Below are 16,233 nucleotides of genomic sequence, written 5' to 3' on the forward strand. Positions count from 1 at the left end.
AACGAGATCGTGCGCGGGCTGGCTTCCGAATACGACGCCATCGTCGTGGACATGTGGGATCACCCGGTCAACGACCGCGACAACCTGCTCAGTGCGGATGGTATCCACTTCTCGACCTCGGGTCAGGCTGTCATGGCGGCCGAGGTGGTCAAGAAGCTGGCTATCTCCCTGGGACGCACGAATAAGGGGGTCTCGTACCGTGGCAAGTAGTCGGCAATCAGTTGGCCGGCCGGTAGTGGCCGCGGAGGTTGACGGCATCCCGTGGATGACGATGTCGGTTGTCTTGTCCGCGATGTTCATGGCGGTTCTCGACTCGTTCATCGTCGTGGTCGCCGACCCCTCGATCGTGGCGGACCTGCATGCCTCCGCCGGCGATGTCCAGTGGGTTCTGGCGGGTTATCAGCTCAGTTACGCGGTCTTCATCATTACCGCCACTCGCCTGGCCGACTTGTACGGCCGCAAGCGGATTTTCCTGCTCGGGGTGGCCCTGTTCACGCTGTCATCAGTCGCTTGCGCGCTATCGCCGACCGCGGGCAGCCTTATCGCCGCGCGTGTCATCCAGGGCCTAGGAGCCGCCCTGATGGTTCCCCAGGTGTTCGCGTACGTCACGGTGCTGGTGCCGGAGGCGAAGCGGCACAGCGTATACGGCGTAGTCGGCATCGTCATGGGTATGGCCACCATCGGCGGACAGGTCGTCGGCGGACTGCTGATCGGCGCCGATCTGTTCGACTCCGGCTGGCGCCTGGTGTTCTGGGTGAACGTGCCGATCGGAATTGTCATGTTCCTGCTCGCCGTGCGATATGTGCCGCAGACAGGCTCAGCCGCTACCCGCAAGCTGGACGTGCCCGGCGTCCTGGCGCTCAGCGCGGCACTCTTCCTCCTGGTGCTCCCGCTGATCCAGGGGCAGCAGGCAGGCTGGCCATGGTGGGTCTGGGCTTGCTTCGCAGGCAGCGCGGTCGCGTTCGGTTTGTTCGTCGCGATCGAGCGGGGCCTGGAACAGCGGGGCGAGGATCCGCTGGTACCGCTGACGCTGTTCGGACAGCGGTCGTTCTCGCTCGGGATCATTCTCGTCCTCGCCCTGTACGCGCTGATCTACTCGTATTACCTGGCCTTGTCGGTGACGCTGCAGCAAGGCCTCGATATGTCGGCGCTCGGCGCGGGCCTGGTCTACACGCCGGCAGCCACCGCGTTCTTCGTGTTCAGCATGGTCGCGAGCCGGATCATCCCGAAATATGGACGACGTGTCCTCGAGGTCGGGGCGATCATCCTGGCGAGCGGTTACCTGGCGACCGGCCTCTTGCTGGTGTCCGGCCCGCGGATCACTCCGCTGCTCGTGATCCCCACCCTCATCCTGCAGAGCGTCGGCGGCGGGCTGGTTATCACCCCGGCGCTCAACACGGTGCTGAGCCGCGTCGAGCCGCAGTCGGTCGGTGTCGCATCAGGGGCGTTGTCCACGGCCCAGCAGTGTGGCGGAGCGCTAGGCGTTGCCGTTATCGGAGCGGTCTACTTCAGCTCGTTCCATCCCGCGGAAGTCGGCAGGGCCGCCGCCGCCGGCCACGCCTTTGCCGTCGCGTCCCTCGGGACGTTCGTAATCGCTGTCATAGCGGGCATTGTCGTGTTCCTCCTGCCGAAGCGGCCGGTGGCCCAGGGCTGAGTGCGAGGATCACCCGTCATGGACTGGGCCCAGACCTGGTTCCGGCGAGCCCGAACCGACGCCCTAGGCCTCGCGTTTACGGCTGAAACTCGCCAGGGCGGGTGTCGACTCAGATGCCCGCTTCTCGGCAGGCGAGTGAGATGCACTGTGGCTCAGTACATCCCGCAACGGTGGGATCTACGCAGACCCTGGCTGCGCTGGTGAATGGCCAACTCGCCGTCACACCATCCGCCTTTCCGTGCCGTCTACCGCCAGTTCCCCGGTCGTGAACGTTGCGTCGAAGGACTGGAACGCCGTCTCCCGGCTCCGGTTGCACATCACAGCGCCGGCAATGCGCCTCGCCACTACTGCGCAACAAAAGGTTGCGCGTTTCTGATGCTCCTGGCAGAGTAATACGCAACCGATGGTTGCTTATTGGAGGTCTGGAGTGGAGTCCAGCGTGAGCCACCACGACTGACGGACAGGTTGCTGGAAGAGATCTCTGGAGACCTCCTCGACCGATGTCGGCGCCCTGCCGACGTCGCACTTGATGAAATGGAGTCTGATCGGATATGAGTGGATTGCTGCTCGCGGACAAGAGTGCTGTGATCTATGGCGGCGGGGGCGCTATCGGCGGCGCTATCGCACGGGTATTCGCCCGGGAAGGCGCGCGGGTCTTCATCGCCGGGCGGACGCAGGCGAAGCTCGACGCCGTGGCGCGTGATATCGCCGCCACGGGCGGAACAGTCGAGACCGCACAAGTTGACGTTTTCGATCAACCGGCGGTCGAAAAGCACGTCGATGCGGTCGCGGCGACCGCAGGCAACATCGACATCGCCCTCAACGCCGTGAGTGTCATGCACGACCAGGGGACTTTGCTGGCGGACCTCTCGCTCGAGGAGTTCATGCGGCCGATCGACGGCTTTCTGCGGACGCTGTTCATCACGAGCAAGGCTGTGGCGCGGCATATGGGTCGCGAGCGTCCTGGCGTTATCCTGACCTTGTCCGAGCCGGGTTCCAAACTGGCTGTAGGCGGCATCTTGGGGCACAGCGTGAGCGCGGCAGGCAAGGAAGCCTTCACGCGGAACCTGGCCGCGGAGCTGGCGCCCAGCAACATCCGGGTCATCGGCATCCGTCCACACGCCGTCGTCGATGCGCCGGCAGCGGGTTCCTACACCAAGGACCTCTTCGAGCAAATCGCGGCAGCGGCGGGGCAGTCGGTCCAGGAATTGCTCGAAGGCGGGGCGATGGCGCAGGGGACGCTGCTGAAAAGGCTGCCTACGCTGTCCGAAATAGCGGAGACGGCCGCATTTTTGGCTTCCGATCGAGCTGGAGCCATGACGGGAGCAATCGCCAATCTGTCCGGCGGCGCACTCGTCGACTGAGTTCCGGTTTGCACGACTGACCGACCGGTTGCCGGAGAAATCTCTGGTGACCTCCTCGACCGATGTCGGCACCCTGTCGACGTCGCACTCCAGCGTCCGGACGAATGCACGGGGCCGTGACGTTCTTCACCGCGGTGTCGACCCCGGATCTCGCTACTTCAACCCCGACCGCACGAACGCGTTGACGATGTGGCGCTGCAGCAACAGGTACATCAGCAACACCGGCAGGCAGGCCAGGCTGGCCAGCGCCATCATCGGCCCCCACTGATCACCTTCGGTGCCCATGAAACTGCGCAACCCCAGTTGGAGCACGCTATTGGATTGGCGGAGAACGACTGCGGGCCAGAAGTATTCGTTCCAGGCATTGATGAACAGCAGGATGGCCAGGGCGGCGAGGGCGGGGCGGAGGTTGGGGACGACGACGGTCCAGAGGATGGACCAGGAGGAGCGGCCGTCGATTTTGGCGGCGGCGACGAGTTCCTTCGGAAAGCCGGCCATGTGCTGGCGCAGTAGCAATACCGCGAGTGCCGAGCACAGAGTCGGCAGGACCACGCCGATCAGGGAGTTGACCAGTCCGAGCCGGGTGAGCAGCACGTAGTTCGGCAGCATCGTCACCTGGAACGGAACCAGCCAGGTGCCGACGAACGCGAGGTACAGGATCCGCTGGAACGGGAAGGTGTACATCGCGAACGCGTAGGAGGCCAGCAGCGCGACCAGCAGCTGTCCGGCCGCGGACTGTGCCGCGACGAAGAAGGTATTGCCGATCAAGCCGACTACATCGACCTTTTCGGCGGCATCGGTGTAGTTGGCGAAGGAGATCGGCCAGGGGAACGGCGCGAGCGAGGTGACATCCTCGGGGCGCCGCAACGAGGTGGCGAACAGCCAATAGATCGGGAATATGCACACCACGGCGGTGACCGCGAGCAGCAGATGGCTGCCCGCGGTCCGCAGACGGTCAATCATCATGGAAGGCAACCCTTTCCGAGATCCACACCAGAATCCCGGCGATCACACCGAATCCGGCGAACAGCAGCACACCGGCCGCCGCACTGAGTCCGGCATCGAAGCTGTGGAAGGCGTAGTCCCACAGCAGGTAATAGATATTGGTGGTGGCCTGTGCGGGCCCGCCCTGTGTCATCGAGTCGATGAGCGGGAAGGTCAGTGTGGGACTGAGCAGTACGGTGGTCAGCACCAGGAACAGCAGCGTTGGGGAGAGCAGCGGCAGGGTGATCCAACGCCGGATCTGTCCCGAACTCGCGCCGTCCACCTGCGCGGCCTCGTCGTAATCGCCGCTGATGCCGGCCAATCCGGCCCACACCACCAGCACCGCGAAACCGAGCAGCTGCCAGCCGGTGATCCCGATGATGACGGCGTGCGCGGTGCCCGCGTCGTACACCCAGTTGCGATCCGAGCCGAGCACTTGGTCGACGAAGCCACTGCCGGGATGCAACAGCCACCGCCAAACCGCCGCTGCCGCAACAGGAGCCACCAGGAACGGCACGAATATGAAGGCGTGGTAGATAGTCCGGCCCTGCACCCGCCTGCTGGCCAATGCAATCAACACCGGCAGCACAACGGTGAACGGCAGCATGCCCAGAATCAGCACCCCCGTCCGCCCTACCGAATCCCAGAACGCCGGAAGTTCCACCAGCCGTTCGTAATTGCCGGTCCCGACTGGCTTCATCGGCGAGGTCGGCAAGAGATTCCACGAGTAGGTGGACAACTCGAATGCCTGTACCAGCGGCCGATAAATCCATACCACGAGCAGGAACAGGGCAGGCGCGAGATAGAGGTAGGGCACCACGAACCGCCCCGCCCGGCGGAACCGGGCGAGGCGGCGGGTCTGCGGCACCGGCACGATATCCGGTGCCGCAGTGGGTGTTTCGACTACGAACATCTACCTGGCCTCGGCGGCCAGTGCGGCCAACTGCTCGAGCACATCCGATTCGGCCCGGTCGTAGACGGTTTCGGCGGGCGTCGCCTCGATCGCGGTGGCCACCAATGTCGTACCGAGCAGATCGATCCGGCTGTAGCCGAATCCGGTCAGACCCCGGTGCCGTCCGAGCGGTGCGATCGTATCGATTCGGTAAGCCAGCGCGGGCCCGATCCACACCGGAATGCCGCCGAGCGCGCCCGCGCCCGTCAGGTGGTTGTGCCCGCAGATGATCAGTCGCACATCCGATCCCGCAAGCACTTCCTCGAGTAACTCCGGCTGCTCGAGCCGCAGATATTCGGTCGCGGCGACCGGCGACGGAATCGGCGGATGGTGCAGCACCAGCAGCGTGCCGTGCGGTGCGGGTTCGCGCAGCTGATCGGTCAGCCAGTCCAGCTGTTCCGGCTCGAGCCGCCCGTCGTGCCTGTGCGGTGTGCTGCTGTCCAGCGCGATGATCCGGAGCCCGGCGATGTCGAACACCTGGTCGTGGGTGACGTCCGGGTCGACCGAATCCAGACCGAGCAACTCGATGCCGAACGCCGTGCGCTCGTCGTGATTGCCCATCGTGTACACCGTCCGCGCGCCGAGTTCGGCGGCTACCGGCTCCACCGCATCACGCAGCCGCCGATATGCCTCCGGCGACCCGTTGTCGGTCAGATCCCCGGACAACACCAGCGCGTCGATGCGCTGCTGCGAGGCCCGCAGCTGCTGCAGCACCTGGGTGAGATTGGCGTAGGTGTCGATCATGCCGTGTACCCGTTCCCCGGTGGCCCGGATGTGGGTATCGGTCAGCTGAACGACGGTCACCGTGCTCATGACGCGGGCAGGAGTTTGGCGCCCTGTTCCCGGGCGGTGGTCAACGTGGGCTGGGGATCCTTGCCCTGGAACACGATCGACTCGACCGCGTCCATCATGCCGTCCCGGATCTGCAGATAGTTGGTGCCCGGCATGGAGATCCACGGCTCCATAATCGCCAGCTGCGCGACATTCGGCTTCAGCAGGGGATTCTGCTCCGACCAGGTCTTCAGCCCGTTCGGATCGTCCATCAAACCGGTACGCAGCGGCAGATACCCGATGCCCTGCGAAATCTTGGTGTAGGCATCCTCACTGGTGAGGAATTTGATGAGTTCCCACGACGCCCGTTGCTTGGCCGGGTCATTGGACAGAATGTGCAGCGAGGCACCGGAATTCGTCGGCACGGTCGGCTTGCTGCCGAAGCTCGGCATCGGTGCCGCGCGCAGATCCCACTTGTCCTTGGCGCCGGTGACGAAGGTGCCCTGGATCGCGCTGGTCTCCAGGATCATGCCGATCTCACCGCGCGCGAACGCTTCATAGCCCTGCTTCTGGTTGAACTTCGGCATACTGCCCGAATCGACCAGCTGCTTGCTCATCTGGGTGACCTCTACCGCGGGCGCGTCCGCGAACGACAGCGCCTTGCGATCCTCGGAGATGACCCGGCCGCCATTGGAGCGCACCATCGACTGGAAGCACCAGTCCTTGGCGGTCTTGGTCAGGCAATCGATGTACACACCGCCCTTCCCGGTCTTGCCGGTGATCGCGGCGGCCGCATCGGAGACCTGCTGCCAGGTGGCCGGCGGCTTGGCCGGATCGAGTCCGGCCTCGTTGAACAGCGAGGCGTTGAAATACAGGACGGGCGTGGAGAATACGAACGGGACACCGTAGGTATGGCCGTCCCAATCCGCGAGCGTGCGCGCCTTCGGGGCGTACGGGTACTTGGCGCCGTCGAAGTTGTGCTGCACTTCCTGCTTGGAAACCAGCGTGTCCAGCGGCTTGGCGCCGAGCTGGTGGATGGTGTAGTCCAGATCGCTGAAGCCGAGCTGCGCGACATCCGGCGGGGTGCCCGCGACCATCTGGTTCTGAATGCTGGAGATGGTGTCGGTGGCCGGATTCGGGCTATTGCCCTGCGGCTTCTGCGCGGTCACCTTGATATTCGGGTACTTCTTGCTGAAATCGGCGATCAGCGCGTTGAAGGTGTCGGTCCACGCGCCGGCGAGTCCGTAGTTATAGGACTCGAACACAATGGACACCTGCTGATCCGGCTTCAGTTCCGGGATCTGGGCGGTGTCGGCATTCGAGTCGGTGGTGGTGCTCCCGAGTCCGCCGCAAGCGCTGAGCGCGACGGTGGTTGCGAACACCAGGCCCAATATGGGCAAGGTGCGTTTCACGGTGGTTCTCCTCATCGATGAAGGGTGGTTGTTACGAATCAGGCGACGGCGACGACGGCGCTATCGGTTACCGAATCCTGTTGCGGCTCCTGCCAAGCCAGGCGCAGTCCGGATTCGGGGTGGAAAAGGTGCAGGTGTGCGGGATCGACGCGCAACCCGATCGGTTCGTCGGCGCGCACTCCGGCCGGGCGCGGTGCGCGGGCGCACAGTGTCTGCTCGCCGGTACTGAAGTGGATCAGTTCCTCACTGCCGAGGTTCTCGACCATCCGCACGTGCCCGCGGATGGCGGGGTCGGCCGAGTCGATGCGCAGTTGTTCGGGGCGGATTCCGGCGACGACCTCGATGTCGGCATCGAAATCGACTGCGGTTATGGCCAATTCGGTGTCTATGCCATCGGCCACCAGGAACAGGCGGCCGTCGCGCTCGGTGACGACCGCGGGGAAAAGATTCATCGGCGGGGCACCGAGGAATCCGGCGACGAAGGTCGAGCGTGGCCGGTCATAGAGTTCGGTCGGGGCGCCGACCTGCTCCACCTGACCGTCATTGAGCAGTGCGATCCGATCGGCCATGGTCATTGCCTCGACCTGGTCGTGGGTGACGTAGAGGAACGTCGCTCCCAACCCGCGATGCAGCGAAATCAATTCGGCCCGAGTGGCGCTGCGCAATTTTGCATCCAGATTGGACAACGGCTCGTCCATCAGGAACGCACCCGGATCGCGAACCATGGCGCGGGCCAAGGCGACTCGCTGTCGCTGCCCGCCGGACAAGGCGGCGGGCTTGCGGCGCAACAACTCGTCCAACCCGAGCGCTGCCGCCACCTCTGCAACCCGCGTAGCGATTTTCGCGCGCGGTGTGCGCCGCGCCCGCAATGGAAAGCCGATATTCTTCGCCACTGTCAAATGCGGATACAGCGCGTAACTCTGGAACACCATGGCCAGGTCCCGCTGCTGCGGCGCCCGATAGGTGATATCGGTGTCGTCCAACAGGATTCGGCCACCGGTCGGATCCTCCAGACCCGCGATCATCCGCAGCAGGGTGGATTTGCCGCAGCCGCTCGGTCCGAGCAACACCATGAACTCACCGTCGGCGATATCCAGGCTCACCTCCCGCACCGCATAGGTCGTGCCGAAGTGCTTGGATACCTGCTCGATGCGCAGTCGTGCCACCAGATCTCCTAGACCGGCAGCTCGCCCGCGACGACCCAGGTCGCCACCCGGGCCGCGATCGCCGGTGCATCCTTGACCCACTGGAAGTGGTCACGATGGTCGACCGGCGCATTCTCGTCGATATGCCACTGGGTGACCCGGGCCTTCGGCATCCGGGAGACCAGGAAGTCGACATTGGACTTCGGGCCGAGCACATCCTCGGACAGCGAGATGACCAGCACCGGCGCCGTCATCTGGCGCAACAGTGTGTTGTATTGCCGTGCTGTGCCTTTCGGGCGGTAGTAACTGGTCAGCGAGTGCATCGACCAGTCCCGCATCACCCGGCCGGGCATCGGTGCGGGGATCAGCACGCCACCGGGCCAGTGCCCCTTCCAGCGCGATACCAAGCCGATCCACTGGATCTGGCTCAGTGCCTCGAACCAGCGGCGCGGTCCGAACGCCCACCAGAACACGGTGCCGGTCCCGATGACCGTCACACCGGCGACCTGGTCGGGTTCGGCGGCGGCGAACAGCAGCGCGAGCTGGCCGCCGAGGCTGTGGCCGAACAGGTGGATCGGGGCCTCCGGAAAGCGTGTGCGCACCGCGGAAACTATCGCGGGCAGATCGATTTCCAGCATCTCGCGATAGCCGAAATCGCTGTGCAGCCCGAATTCCGGCTTCGCCTCACCGTGCGCGCGCAGATCGCAGGTGGCGACCGAAAGCCCCTGGGCGTTGAGTTCTTTGGCGAGGGCCAGATAGTTCTTCGCCTTCATCGCCATGGCAGGCAGGATCAGCACCACCGGCGCATCGGCCTTTTTGGCGGGCAGGAAGCGGACGGTGAATTCGACGCCATCGGCGGTCGATACCGTGGCCGACTCCAAAGTCTGGAATTCCGAACTTTTCTGGGGTGCGGCGCTGGTCACCGGTCCACCTCCGTGATCGCGATATCGCAGATGTAGTCGAAGGTGAATTTGGCGACGACCACATCGGCGTCGTCGAGCAGCACCGCCTTGCCGGACAATTCGAACCGGTTCGAGGCGGTGGCGGCCAGTACCTCGGCGAGTTCACGCTGGTCGACGGTGGCGATGGCGCGGATCCGCCCGACCGCCGGTTTGCGATAGGACGCTGTGCCCGCGCGCAGCACCAGTCGCTCGACGGTGTTCAGGCGAGTGGCAGCCGCGCCGACGAAGGCCGCCGCACCACCGATATCGGCGGCGGTGAACAGCGCACCGGCATGCACGGTGCCCATGTGGTTGCGCACGGTGTCCACGGCGGGAATCTCCACGACCGCACGTTCCGGCGAGATCTCGGTGATCAGCGTGCCGACGTGTCGTCCGAACGGCACCATATCCTGCGATACCGCCCGCAGATATTCGTAATCGACCGCATCGCAATCGAGTTCGGGATACGCGGCGGCGAATCCGACGATTTCACGCGTTGTCATTCTGTCTCCTTCAGCGATTGCGCAGTGCGCGACGGGCGATGGACCAGCGCAGTACCTCGGATGGCCCCTCATAGATGCGGAAGGCCCTGGCCTCCACCAGGAATCGGGCGACCAGATAGTCCTCGCAGACACCGAGTCCGCCGTGCAGCTGAACCGCCCGGTCGAGCACCCGCCAGACTGCCTCGGAGACAAAGGTTTTCGCGATCGACGCATCGTGGCGCGCCTGCGAGGATGTCGGCCCCTGCTCGTCGATGGTCTCGGCCGCCGTGCGGATCACGCCACGGGCCGCGGCGATATCGATCTCGCTATCGGCGACGAGCCCCTGTGCCAGACCGTGATCGGCAATCGGCACACCGAAAGCCTTTCGGGTGCTGATGTGTTCGATGGCGAGGTGGTGCGCACGCACGGCCAGCCCGAGCCAGTTCATGCAGAACACCAGACGCGAGGGCGCGAGCCGGACCTGGGCCAGTACCAGTCCCTGACCGACCGCGCCCAGCACGGCGGAATCCGGCACCGCACAGTCGACGAAGGCGATCTCGCAGTGTCCGCCCGGCGCACTGGAATGGTCGAGCGTCGGCATCCGGCGACCGACCTTCAGACCCGGATTGTCCTGGTCCACCAGGAACATGGTGGGTCCGTCACTGGTCTGCGCGACACAGATGGTGAACGCGGCGCCCTGCGCGCCGGTGGTGAAATGCTTGGCGCCGTTGATGATCCAGCCGTCGTCGGTCTCCTCGGCGACGGTCTGCAGCATGCCGGGATCGGATCCCGCGCCCGGTGCCGGTTCGGTCATCGCGATAGCCGAACGCACCTCGCCGGCGGCCAGCGGTGCCAGATAGCGCTGCTGCTGTTCGGCATCGGCCACGTGGGCGAGCAGGTGGATGTTTCCGTCATCGGGCGCCCAGGCGTTCACCGCGATCGGACCGAGCAGACTGGCTCCGGCTGCTTCCAGCACGCGCGCCTGGGCCCTGGTGTCCAGGCCGAGTCCGCCGTACTCCGGGGCGGACAGCGGACCGAATACGCCCGCCTCTTTCGCCTTCTTCTGTAATTCGAGCCGCAGCGCGTCGTCCATTACGCGCCCGTCGACAACGACCTCGCGTTCCACTGGAATTACCTGGTCACGTATGAACTGGGTGGTCTTGTCCACCAAATGCGCCACAGTGGTCATGGCGTCAGTTTCGGTGGGCGGGCGGCGTCTGAGTCGGGTCGATAGTCAACGTCGATTGTGCGAATCGACTGCGCATTCGTCCGGTGCGGATCGGCGGTTCCTCGGCGACGGTAGTCGCGAAGACGAGATAGCCGAGGGGACCAGATGACGGACATTCCGGTACGGGTGTCGGCCCGCCGTGACGAGGCCGAGGGTGTGTTCTCGCTCGAGCTGACCCCGGTTGCGGGCGGGCAGCTGCCGTCGTGGGAGCCGGGCGCGCATATCGACGTGGCGGTCGGCGCCGCCGGGGTGCGGCAGTACTCGCTCTGCGGTGATCCGGCGGATCGCCTGCACTGGCGGATCGCGGTGCTGCGCGAGCCGGAGGGGCGCGGCGGGTCCGAATATCTGTACCGGACGGCGCTGGTGGACTCGGAGCTGCGTATTTCGGCTCCCCGCAACAATTTCGAGCTCGTCGAGCGGGTAAGTTACGTGTTCATCGCGGGCGGTATCGGAATCACTCCGATCCTGCCGATGGTGGCCGCCGCGCAGGCCGGTGGCGCTGAGTGGGAGCTGTACTACGGCGGGCGGACCCTCGCGCATATGGCCTTCGCCGAGGAGATCGTGCGCTCCCCGCAGGCCCGACTGCTGCCACAGGACGAGCACGGACTACTGCCGATCGCCGACATCGTCGCCGAACACCCTGATTCCGCGATCTACTGCTGCGGACCCGAACCACTGCTCGTGGCCGTGGAAAGCGAAGGAGCTCTGCACGATTCGGCTGTTTTCGTAGAACGCTTCGTGCCCCGACCGGTTACCGCGGCGCGCGGCTCGTTCGAGATCCGATTGGCCAGTAGCGGAACAACCTTCCACATCGGCGCGGACGAGTCCATTGCCGATGTGCTCGACGCCGCCGGACTCGGCATCATCACCTCCTGCCGCGAGGGCACCTGCGGCAGTTGCGAAACCACCGTGCTCGCCGGCGATATCGACCACCGCGATTCGGTGCTCACGGCCGAAGAGCAGGCCTGCGGCAACACGATGATGCTGTGCGTTTCGCGGGCCAGATCGGACGTGCTCGTCCTCGACCTGTGACCGGCGAACCCCGAGCTGTCGGCGCTATCGGCGACCGGCATGCGGCGCGCTCGCGCGCCCGACCTCCCCGAAAATCGAGAGGAAAGAAGTAAGGATGAGGAAAATCGTTGCGGTGGCCGCTGGCTTGGTCGCCGCAGTCGGGATCGCCGCCGGTACCGCCGGCGCCCAGCCCGACGGTGACGAAGCGGTCGGATTCACGGCCTACGCCACCGACACCCAGTCCATTGTCAAGACCGATGGCGGCTCCATGGTCGTCGAGGACGGCGTCTTCAAGATCAAGGCGAGCAACGGCACCGTGCTCACCGGCATGCCGCTGAAGTTCCGCGTCGACGACTTCGAATTCCCGATCGTGGCCGATATCGCCGACCACTCCGCCACCCTCACCCCGCAGTTCGATACCGCGCACGCGACCTACAAGCCGGTCGCGCTGCCGTTCGAGGACAAGGCGCCGTGGAAGAACGAATACGACCGTGAGCAGGCCGCCTGGTCCCGCATGACCAGCACCATCACCATGGGCGCCACCCTCGGCACCCTGATCGGCGGCCTCAGCGGCGGCGCCGTCGGTTGCGTCCTGGGCGGTATCGCCGGTGCGACCGTCGCCTCGGCCGCCATCGTCGGCCTCTTCGGCGCCTTCATCCCGGCCGCGGCCATCGGCTGCCTCGGCGGCATCGTCGCGGTCGGTGCCCTCGGCACCCTCGCGGGCCAGATCCTGATCACCGCTCCGGTAGCCATCGGCGCTGCCATCCAGTACTTCTCCACTATCAACCAGCCGCCGTTCCCGCCGGCGAAGTAGATAGCGAAGAAGAACCCAACGGCGTTCGTTGGGGGACACCCGACCCCGCCCGGTTCCTCACCCCGGGCGGGGTCTTTGTTGTCCCGCAACGGGATTCGGCTACGGAGCAGCTTGTGCGGGCGTGTGATCGGGGCCGGGAGATCGGGGCCGTTCGCGCCGTCGACGGTGACCGAGCGTTCGTGGCGTATCCGGTTGTGGTGATTGCGTTTCCGCCGCACAGTGGCTCGCTCGCGGAGTACGGTGAGCTGTTGTGAGGAGATGGCGGATGGCGTGGTGGCTGCTCACCGCGGCTACCGTCGCGACGGTCAGCGGTTGCGGTTCCGAACCCTCGACGCCGGATACGACGAGCAACAGCGCGGGCCCAGCACCGCAGGTGGTTTCGGGATCGTCGGCCGCCCCGGTGCCGGCGCGCGATTCGAACGCCGCCGCACCGCAATGTCGGACATCCGATCTGGCGGCCGGTCTCGGACCGGAAACCGCGGCTGCCGGAACTGTCGCCTTCCCGATCGTGTTCACCAACAACGGGTCCGGCCCGTGTGTGCTCGAAGGTTTCCCGGGCGTCTCCTATGCCACCGGTTCCGATAGCGCACCCATCGGTGCGGCCGCCGCCCACGAGGGCACTTCGTCCGGTCCGGTCCAGTTGGCTTCCGGCGGCCAGGCGTCGGCGCTTGTGTTCGCGGTCAATGTGCACAACATTCCGCCCGAGCAATGTCAGCCGGTGGCGGCGCCGGGGTTGCGGATCTACCCGCCCGACAACACCGCATCGCTGTATCTCGAGCGTGCCGCGACGGCGTGCGGTAACGGGCGAGTGACTACGACCCAGCTGAGGGTCCGCGCCGTCGTGGCGGGCGACGCCGGCCAGTAGCTCGAACGGCGACGGGTTTCGTTGCGGCGTCACCGATTACGACGTGGTCACGAGAAGTGCGTTATCGATGACGTAACAGGCCGCGGCCCTGGAGAATTGGTGGCAACACCCAGATCCGGTCCGCTCGAGGGCCGGTCGACCTCTTGGAGGGGATTATGGTTGATTCCCTTTTCGCCGATGTGTCCGAGTTCCAAGTCCTGGTCGATGACTCCTATCCGTATCAGATCTTTTCGTGCCGCTCCAACGACGGGACATACCGGGACCACAACTTCTACACGAACTATGCCTGGGCTGCTCGAGCCGCCGACGCCGGGCGAATAGCGTGTTTCATCGTCTATTTGTATTGGCGGCCGAACTGGCTCGACACCGTCGACACCCACCGGAGCATGGTCGGTCAGGCGGGCGGCCCGCATCCGAAGATGATCTCGATGCTCGATGTGGAATCGGGCGGCAATCCCGGCGGGGACCAGTCGGACGGTATCAATCGCGCCTATTGGCGGCTGGTCGACTGGCTGGGCTCCACCCGCCGGGTCATCGGCTATGCGAACCGGCCCGATTTCGACAGCATGTGGCCGGTGCGCCCGGATGGGCTCAATATGATCGGCGCCGGCTACGGCAGCAATCCCAACCTGCCCGGTCAGATCGCACACCAATACACCGACGGCCAGGGATATGGTGGTGGCTTGCCCGAGGGCGCCCCGCCCTTCGGGAACTGCGATATGAACTCCGCCGACGGATTCTCGCCGGAGGACTTCGCCAACCAGGTCGGTGTCGGAGTCGTCGCGCCGGATCCGGTGACCGATATATGGATTCAATTCATGGGAATCGGCGGCAACGGCTGGCCGCAGCTTGCCGGTCACACTCTCGTCGACGGTGTCGCTACCGTCGGGCAGGCTCTCGGCCTGCCCGGGTTCGCACCGCCGCCTGGGCCGACGCAGGTACCACTGCCGCGTGACCTCGACGGCCGCATTCGCGACGAGTGGATTCAGATGCGGGGTGTACAAGGCAGCGGCTGGCCACAACTCGGCGGCTGGTCGCTCGTCGACGCGATCGCGGCGATCGGACAGAAGCTCGATATCGCAGGCTTCCAGCCACCCACCCGATAGTCCCTCGAGGGAGTATTCGCATGTCGACCATCGCCAGCACGAACGGCCGCTTCTTCGTGATCACCGACTGCGTCCCACAGGTAAAGGCGGCGGCGAAGGCCGCAGCTGCGGGCGGCACCCTGGCCGGCCTCACGACCGCCACCGTCGCCGAGATCACGTTCCCGGAAGGTGCGTTTGCCGACGTACCAGCCTGCGGCACACGACAAGCCGGACCAACCGCATGGTTCGCAACCTTCAACGGCGGCGTCCGCGAGGGCTGTGTCTACGCCATCGACCTGACTACCGGGCAGGTCTCGACCGAGAACGCCAACCGAGCCGCGGCATGGACCCGATTCGTCCTCGCCGCTGCCGCATGAGCCCGAATTGAGATTCTATGTCGAAACATTGGGGCACCGCGATCACCGGGTACGCCGGAAGTACGGCCAAGCAGTTCGGAGTGGGAGGCGCCGACCTCGGGATCCCATATGACCGGAGCCATTTCCAGCCGGGCCGGTCGGGATTCGTCTTCGGCGACACCTTCACCGGCGACAGTCAAGGCTCCGGCACGTGGCTCGGCTCGCCGATTCTGCTGTTCAGCCCAGACCTTCCGGATGCCACCACGACCTTCACCGCAACCCCCGGCGGGGCGCAGGCAAGGCAGGCCCTGACTTACATCCACGATGCCGACAACGGCCATGGGGTCGAGGTCACCCGGATTCCCAACGACGCGTTCGTCGACCCGAACGGGCGAACGTGGTTGACCTACACCAGCGTGCACGACTGGAACGCACCGAATGATCGATACGGCGCGCTGTTCTGCGGGCTCGCCTACTCCGACGACGACGGCGCCACGTGGACGGACTACACGACCGTGTGGCCCAACGACGGCAGCGACGGCTACAGCGGTTGGAGCCCGTTCATGATGCAGTCCTTCGCCGGCATCGGGAACAACAACGGTGACGGCTACCTGTATGTCGTATCGAAAGAATGGGGGCGCATCCACAATCGAGGAGGTCCCATCCTGATGCGCGTACCGTGGCGAAAGATCGCCAGCCGCGCCGACTACGAGTATTGGGGCTACAACGGCTCGATCTGGCAGTGGGGCAACCCGACACCCACCCCGTTGTTCGCGGGGATGGGGCCCATCGGGGAATTGAGCGTGAAAAATATAGCCGGTACGTGGGTTATGTCTTACTTCGATGTCGCCGGTTACTGCATTTCCACCCGCACCGCACCGGCAATCGACCGGGTGTGGACCGGCTCGAGACCACAGATCTATGGTGCCGTCCCGTGGTGGCAGTTCTGGGTCCGCTCCTTCCCCCAGCTCTACGGCGGCTACATCCACCCCCGCTCCACCTCGCCCACCGACGTGACTCTGTATGTCTCGCAATGGAACACCACCACGAACAACCCTTACTGGGTGATGCAATTCGACGGCATTACGCCATAGTCACCACTGCTCCGACGGCTGCGGGCCGCTCAGATAGTCGGGCGTCCAACGCATACCACGATCGTGGAACCGGTC

16 protein-coding genes and 1 pseudogene are annotated in these 16,233 nt (G+C 65.2%); 9 read left to right on the forward strand and 8 right to left on the reverse strand.

All coding sequences use genetic code 11. The features are described from left to right. The 3 genes and pseudogenes from ACIBW7_RS13230 to ACIBW7_RS13240 all read left to right on the forward strand — a co-directional run. A pseudogene (locus ACIBW7_RS13230) lies at positions 1-210 on the forward strand (hypothetical protein); the annotation flags it as partial. Positions 211-271: 61 nt separating this feature from the next. Beyond that, positions 272-1,654 (forward strand): MFS transporter, encoded by a 1,383-nt coding sequence (locus ACIBW7_RS13235; RefSeq protein WP_397046478.1) that lies wholly within the window; start codon positions 272-274, stop codon positions 1,652-1,654. A 551-nt stretch (positions 1,655-2,205) separates the two neighbouring features. Then, on the forward strand, positions 2,206-3,018 hold the full coding sequence (locus tag ACIBW7_RS13240) for an SDR family NAD(P)-dependent oxidoreductase (protein WP_397046479.1): 813 nt from the start codon (positions 2,206-2,208) through the stop codon (positions 3,016-3,018). Between the two features lie 153 nt (positions 3,019-3,171). On the opposite strand, the gene ACIBW7_RS13245 is transcribed toward ACIBW7_RS13240, so the two are convergent. The 8 genes from ACIBW7_RS13245 to ACIBW7_RS13280 are packed head-to-tail and all read right to left on the reverse strand — an operon-like array spanning position 3,172 to position 10,894. Further along, positions 3,172-3,984: a carbohydrate ABC transporter permease gene (locus ACIBW7_RS13245; protein WP_397046480.1), complete on the reverse strand. Its 813-nt coding sequence runs from the start codon at positions 3,982-3,984 to the stop codon at positions 3,172-3,174. After that, positions 3,974-4,915, reverse strand: coding sequence for a carbohydrate ABC transporter permease (locus ACIBW7_RS13250; RefSeq protein ID WP_397046481.1), 942 nt, complete (start codon positions 4,913-4,915; stop codon positions 3,974-3,976). The genes ACIBW7_RS13245 and ACIBW7_RS13250 overlap by 11 nt, the downstream gene beginning before the upstream one ends. Further along, positions 4,916-5,767 carry a metallophosphoesterase gene (locus ACIBW7_RS13255; protein ID WP_397046482.1) on the reverse strand — a complete coding sequence of 284 codons (852 nt, stop codon included), beginning with the start codon at positions 5,765-5,767 and terminating at the stop codon, positions 4,916-4,918. It abuts the gene before it with no gap. Continuing rightward, positions 5,764-7,137, reverse strand: a complete 1,374-nt coding sequence (locus ACIBW7_RS13260; RefSeq protein ID WP_397046483.1) for an ABC transporter substrate-binding protein — start codon at positions 7,135-7,137, stop codon at positions 5,764-5,766. Before ACIBW7_RS13260 ends, ACIBW7_RS13255 begins: the two co-directional genes overlap by 4 nt. 38 nt (positions 7,138-7,175) lie before the next feature. Continuing rightward, the gene (locus ACIBW7_RS13265) at positions 7,176-8,303 is read right to left on the reverse strand and encodes an ABC transporter ATP-binding protein (RefSeq protein WP_397046484.1); all 1,128 of its coding nucleotides are present in this window, start codon (positions 8,301-8,303) and stop codon (positions 7,176-7,178) included. A gap of 8 nt (positions 8,304-8,311) precedes the next feature. After that, positions 8,312-9,205, reverse strand: a complete 894-nt coding sequence (locus ACIBW7_RS13270; RefSeq protein ID WP_397046485.1) for an alpha/beta fold hydrolase — start codon at positions 9,203-9,205, stop codon at positions 8,312-8,314. Continuing rightward, entirely contained in the window at positions 9,202-9,726 is a 525-nt protein-coding gene (locus tag ACIBW7_RS13275) for a YiiD C-terminal domain-containing protein (RefSeq protein ID WP_397046486.1), read from the reverse strand. The genes ACIBW7_RS13270 and ACIBW7_RS13275 overlap by 4 nt, the downstream gene beginning before the upstream one ends. A gap of 10 nt (positions 9,727-9,736) precedes the next feature. Beyond that, the gene (locus ACIBW7_RS13280; protein WP_063046787.1) at positions 9,737-10,894 is read right to left on the reverse strand and encodes an acyl-CoA dehydrogenase family protein; all 1,158 of its coding nucleotides are present in this window, start codon (positions 10,892-10,894) and stop codon (positions 9,737-9,739) included. A gap of 144 nt (positions 10,895-11,038) precedes the next feature. Between ACIBW7_RS13280 and ACIBW7_RS13285 the strand changes: the two genes are divergently transcribed. The 6 genes from ACIBW7_RS13285 to ACIBW7_RS13310 all read left to right on the forward strand — a co-directional run bounded on the left by ACIBW7_RS13285 (position 11,039) and on the right by ACIBW7_RS13310 (position 16,158). Further along, on the forward strand, positions 11,039-11,965 hold the full coding sequence (locus tag ACIBW7_RS13285; RefSeq protein WP_397046487.1) for a PDR/VanB family oxidoreductase: 927 nt from the start codon (positions 11,039-11,041) through the stop codon (positions 11,963-11,965). A 94-nt stretch (positions 11,966-12,059) separates the two neighbouring features. Continuing rightward, on the forward strand, positions 12,060-12,758 hold the full coding sequence (locus tag ACIBW7_RS13290; RefSeq protein WP_397046488.1) for a hypothetical protein: 699 nt from the start codon (positions 12,060-12,062) through the stop codon (positions 12,756-12,758). Positions 12,759-13,023: 265 nt separating this feature from the next. Then, a complete protein-coding gene (locus ACIBW7_RS13295; protein ID WP_397046489.1) occupies positions 13,024-13,623 on the forward strand; it encodes a DUF4232 domain-containing protein in 600 nt (199 codons plus the stop codon). A gap of 155 nt (positions 13,624-13,778) precedes the next feature. Further along, positions 13,779-14,729 carry a hypothetical protein gene (locus tag ACIBW7_RS13300; RefSeq protein WP_397046490.1) on the forward strand — a complete coding sequence of 317 codons (951 nt, stop codon included), beginning with the start codon at positions 13,779-13,781 and terminating at the stop codon, positions 14,727-14,729. 20 nt (positions 14,730-14,749) lie between these two features. Further along, positions 14,750-15,085, forward strand: a complete 336-nt coding sequence (locus ACIBW7_RS13305) for a hypothetical protein (protein WP_397046491.1) — start codon at positions 14,750-14,752, stop codon at positions 15,083-15,085. Between the two features lie 17 nt (positions 15,086-15,102). Beyond that, positions 15,103-16,158: a DUF4185 domain-containing protein gene (locus tag ACIBW7_RS13310; RefSeq protein ID WP_397046492.1), complete on the forward strand. Its 1,056-nt coding sequence runs from the start codon at positions 15,103-15,105 to the stop codon at positions 16,156-16,158. The last annotated feature ends 75 nt before the right edge of the window (positions 16,159-16,233 follow it).

This window comes from Nocardia sp. NPDC049526 (assembly GCF_044465765.1).
GTDB lineage: Bacteria > Actinomycetota > Actinomycetes > Mycobacteriales > Mycobacteriaceae > Nocardia.

Excerpts from the sequence above, each read along its gene's own strand:
- ACIBW7_RS13295 (WP_397046489.1), top strand. The coding sequence starts at position 13,024 with ATGGCGTGGTGGCTGCTCACCGCGGCTACCGTCGCGACGGTCAGCGGT.
- ACIBW7_RS13255 (WP_397046482.1), bottom strand. The coding sequence starts at position 5,767 with ATGAGCACGGTGACCGTCGTTCAGCTGACCGATACCCACATCCGGGCC.
- ACIBW7_RS13275 (WP_397046486.1), bottom strand. The coding sequence starts at position 9,726 with ATGACAACGCGTGAAATCGTCGGATTCGCCGCCGCGTATCCCGAACTC.
- ACIBW7_RS13240 (WP_397046479.1), top strand. The coding sequence starts at position 2,206 with ATGAGTGGATTGCTGCTCGCGGACAAGAGTGCTGTGATCTATGGCGGC.
- ACIBW7_RS13280 (WP_063046787.1), bottom strand. The coding sequence starts at position 10,894 with ATGACCACTGTGGCGCATTTGGTGGACAAGACCACCCAGTTCATACGT.
- ACIBW7_RS13305 (WP_397046491.1), top strand. The coding sequence starts at position 14,750 with ATGTCGACCATCGCCAGCACGAACGGCCGCTTCTTCGTGATCACCGAC.
- ACIBW7_RS13245 (WP_397046480.1), bottom strand. The coding sequence starts at position 3,984 with ATGATGATTGACCGTCTGCGGACCGCGGGCAGCCATCTGCTGCTCGCG.
- ACIBW7_RS13290 (WP_397046488.1), top strand. The coding sequence starts at position 12,060 with ATGAGGAAAATCGTTGCGGTGGCCGCTGGCTTGGTCGCCGCAGTCGGG.
- ACIBW7_RS13250 (WP_397046481.1), bottom strand. The coding sequence starts at position 4,915 with ATGTTCGTAGTCGAAACACCCACTGCGGCACCGGATATCGTGCCGGTG.
- ACIBW7_RS13235 (WP_397046478.1), top strand. The coding sequence starts at position 272 with ATGTCGGTTGTCTTGTCCGCGATGTTCATGGCGGTTCTCGACTCGTTC.
- ACIBW7_RS13310 (WP_397046492.1), top strand. The coding sequence starts at position 15,103 with ATGTCGAAACATTGGGGCACCGCGATCACCGGGTACGCCGGAAGTACG.
- ACIBW7_RS13285 (WP_397046487.1), top strand. The coding sequence starts at position 11,039 with ATGACGGACATTCCGGTACGGGTGTCGGCCCGCCGTGACGAGGCCGAG.
- ACIBW7_RS13300 (WP_397046490.1), top strand. The coding sequence starts at position 13,779 with ATGGTTGATTCCCTTTTCGCCGATGTGTCCGAGTTCCAAGTCCTGGTC.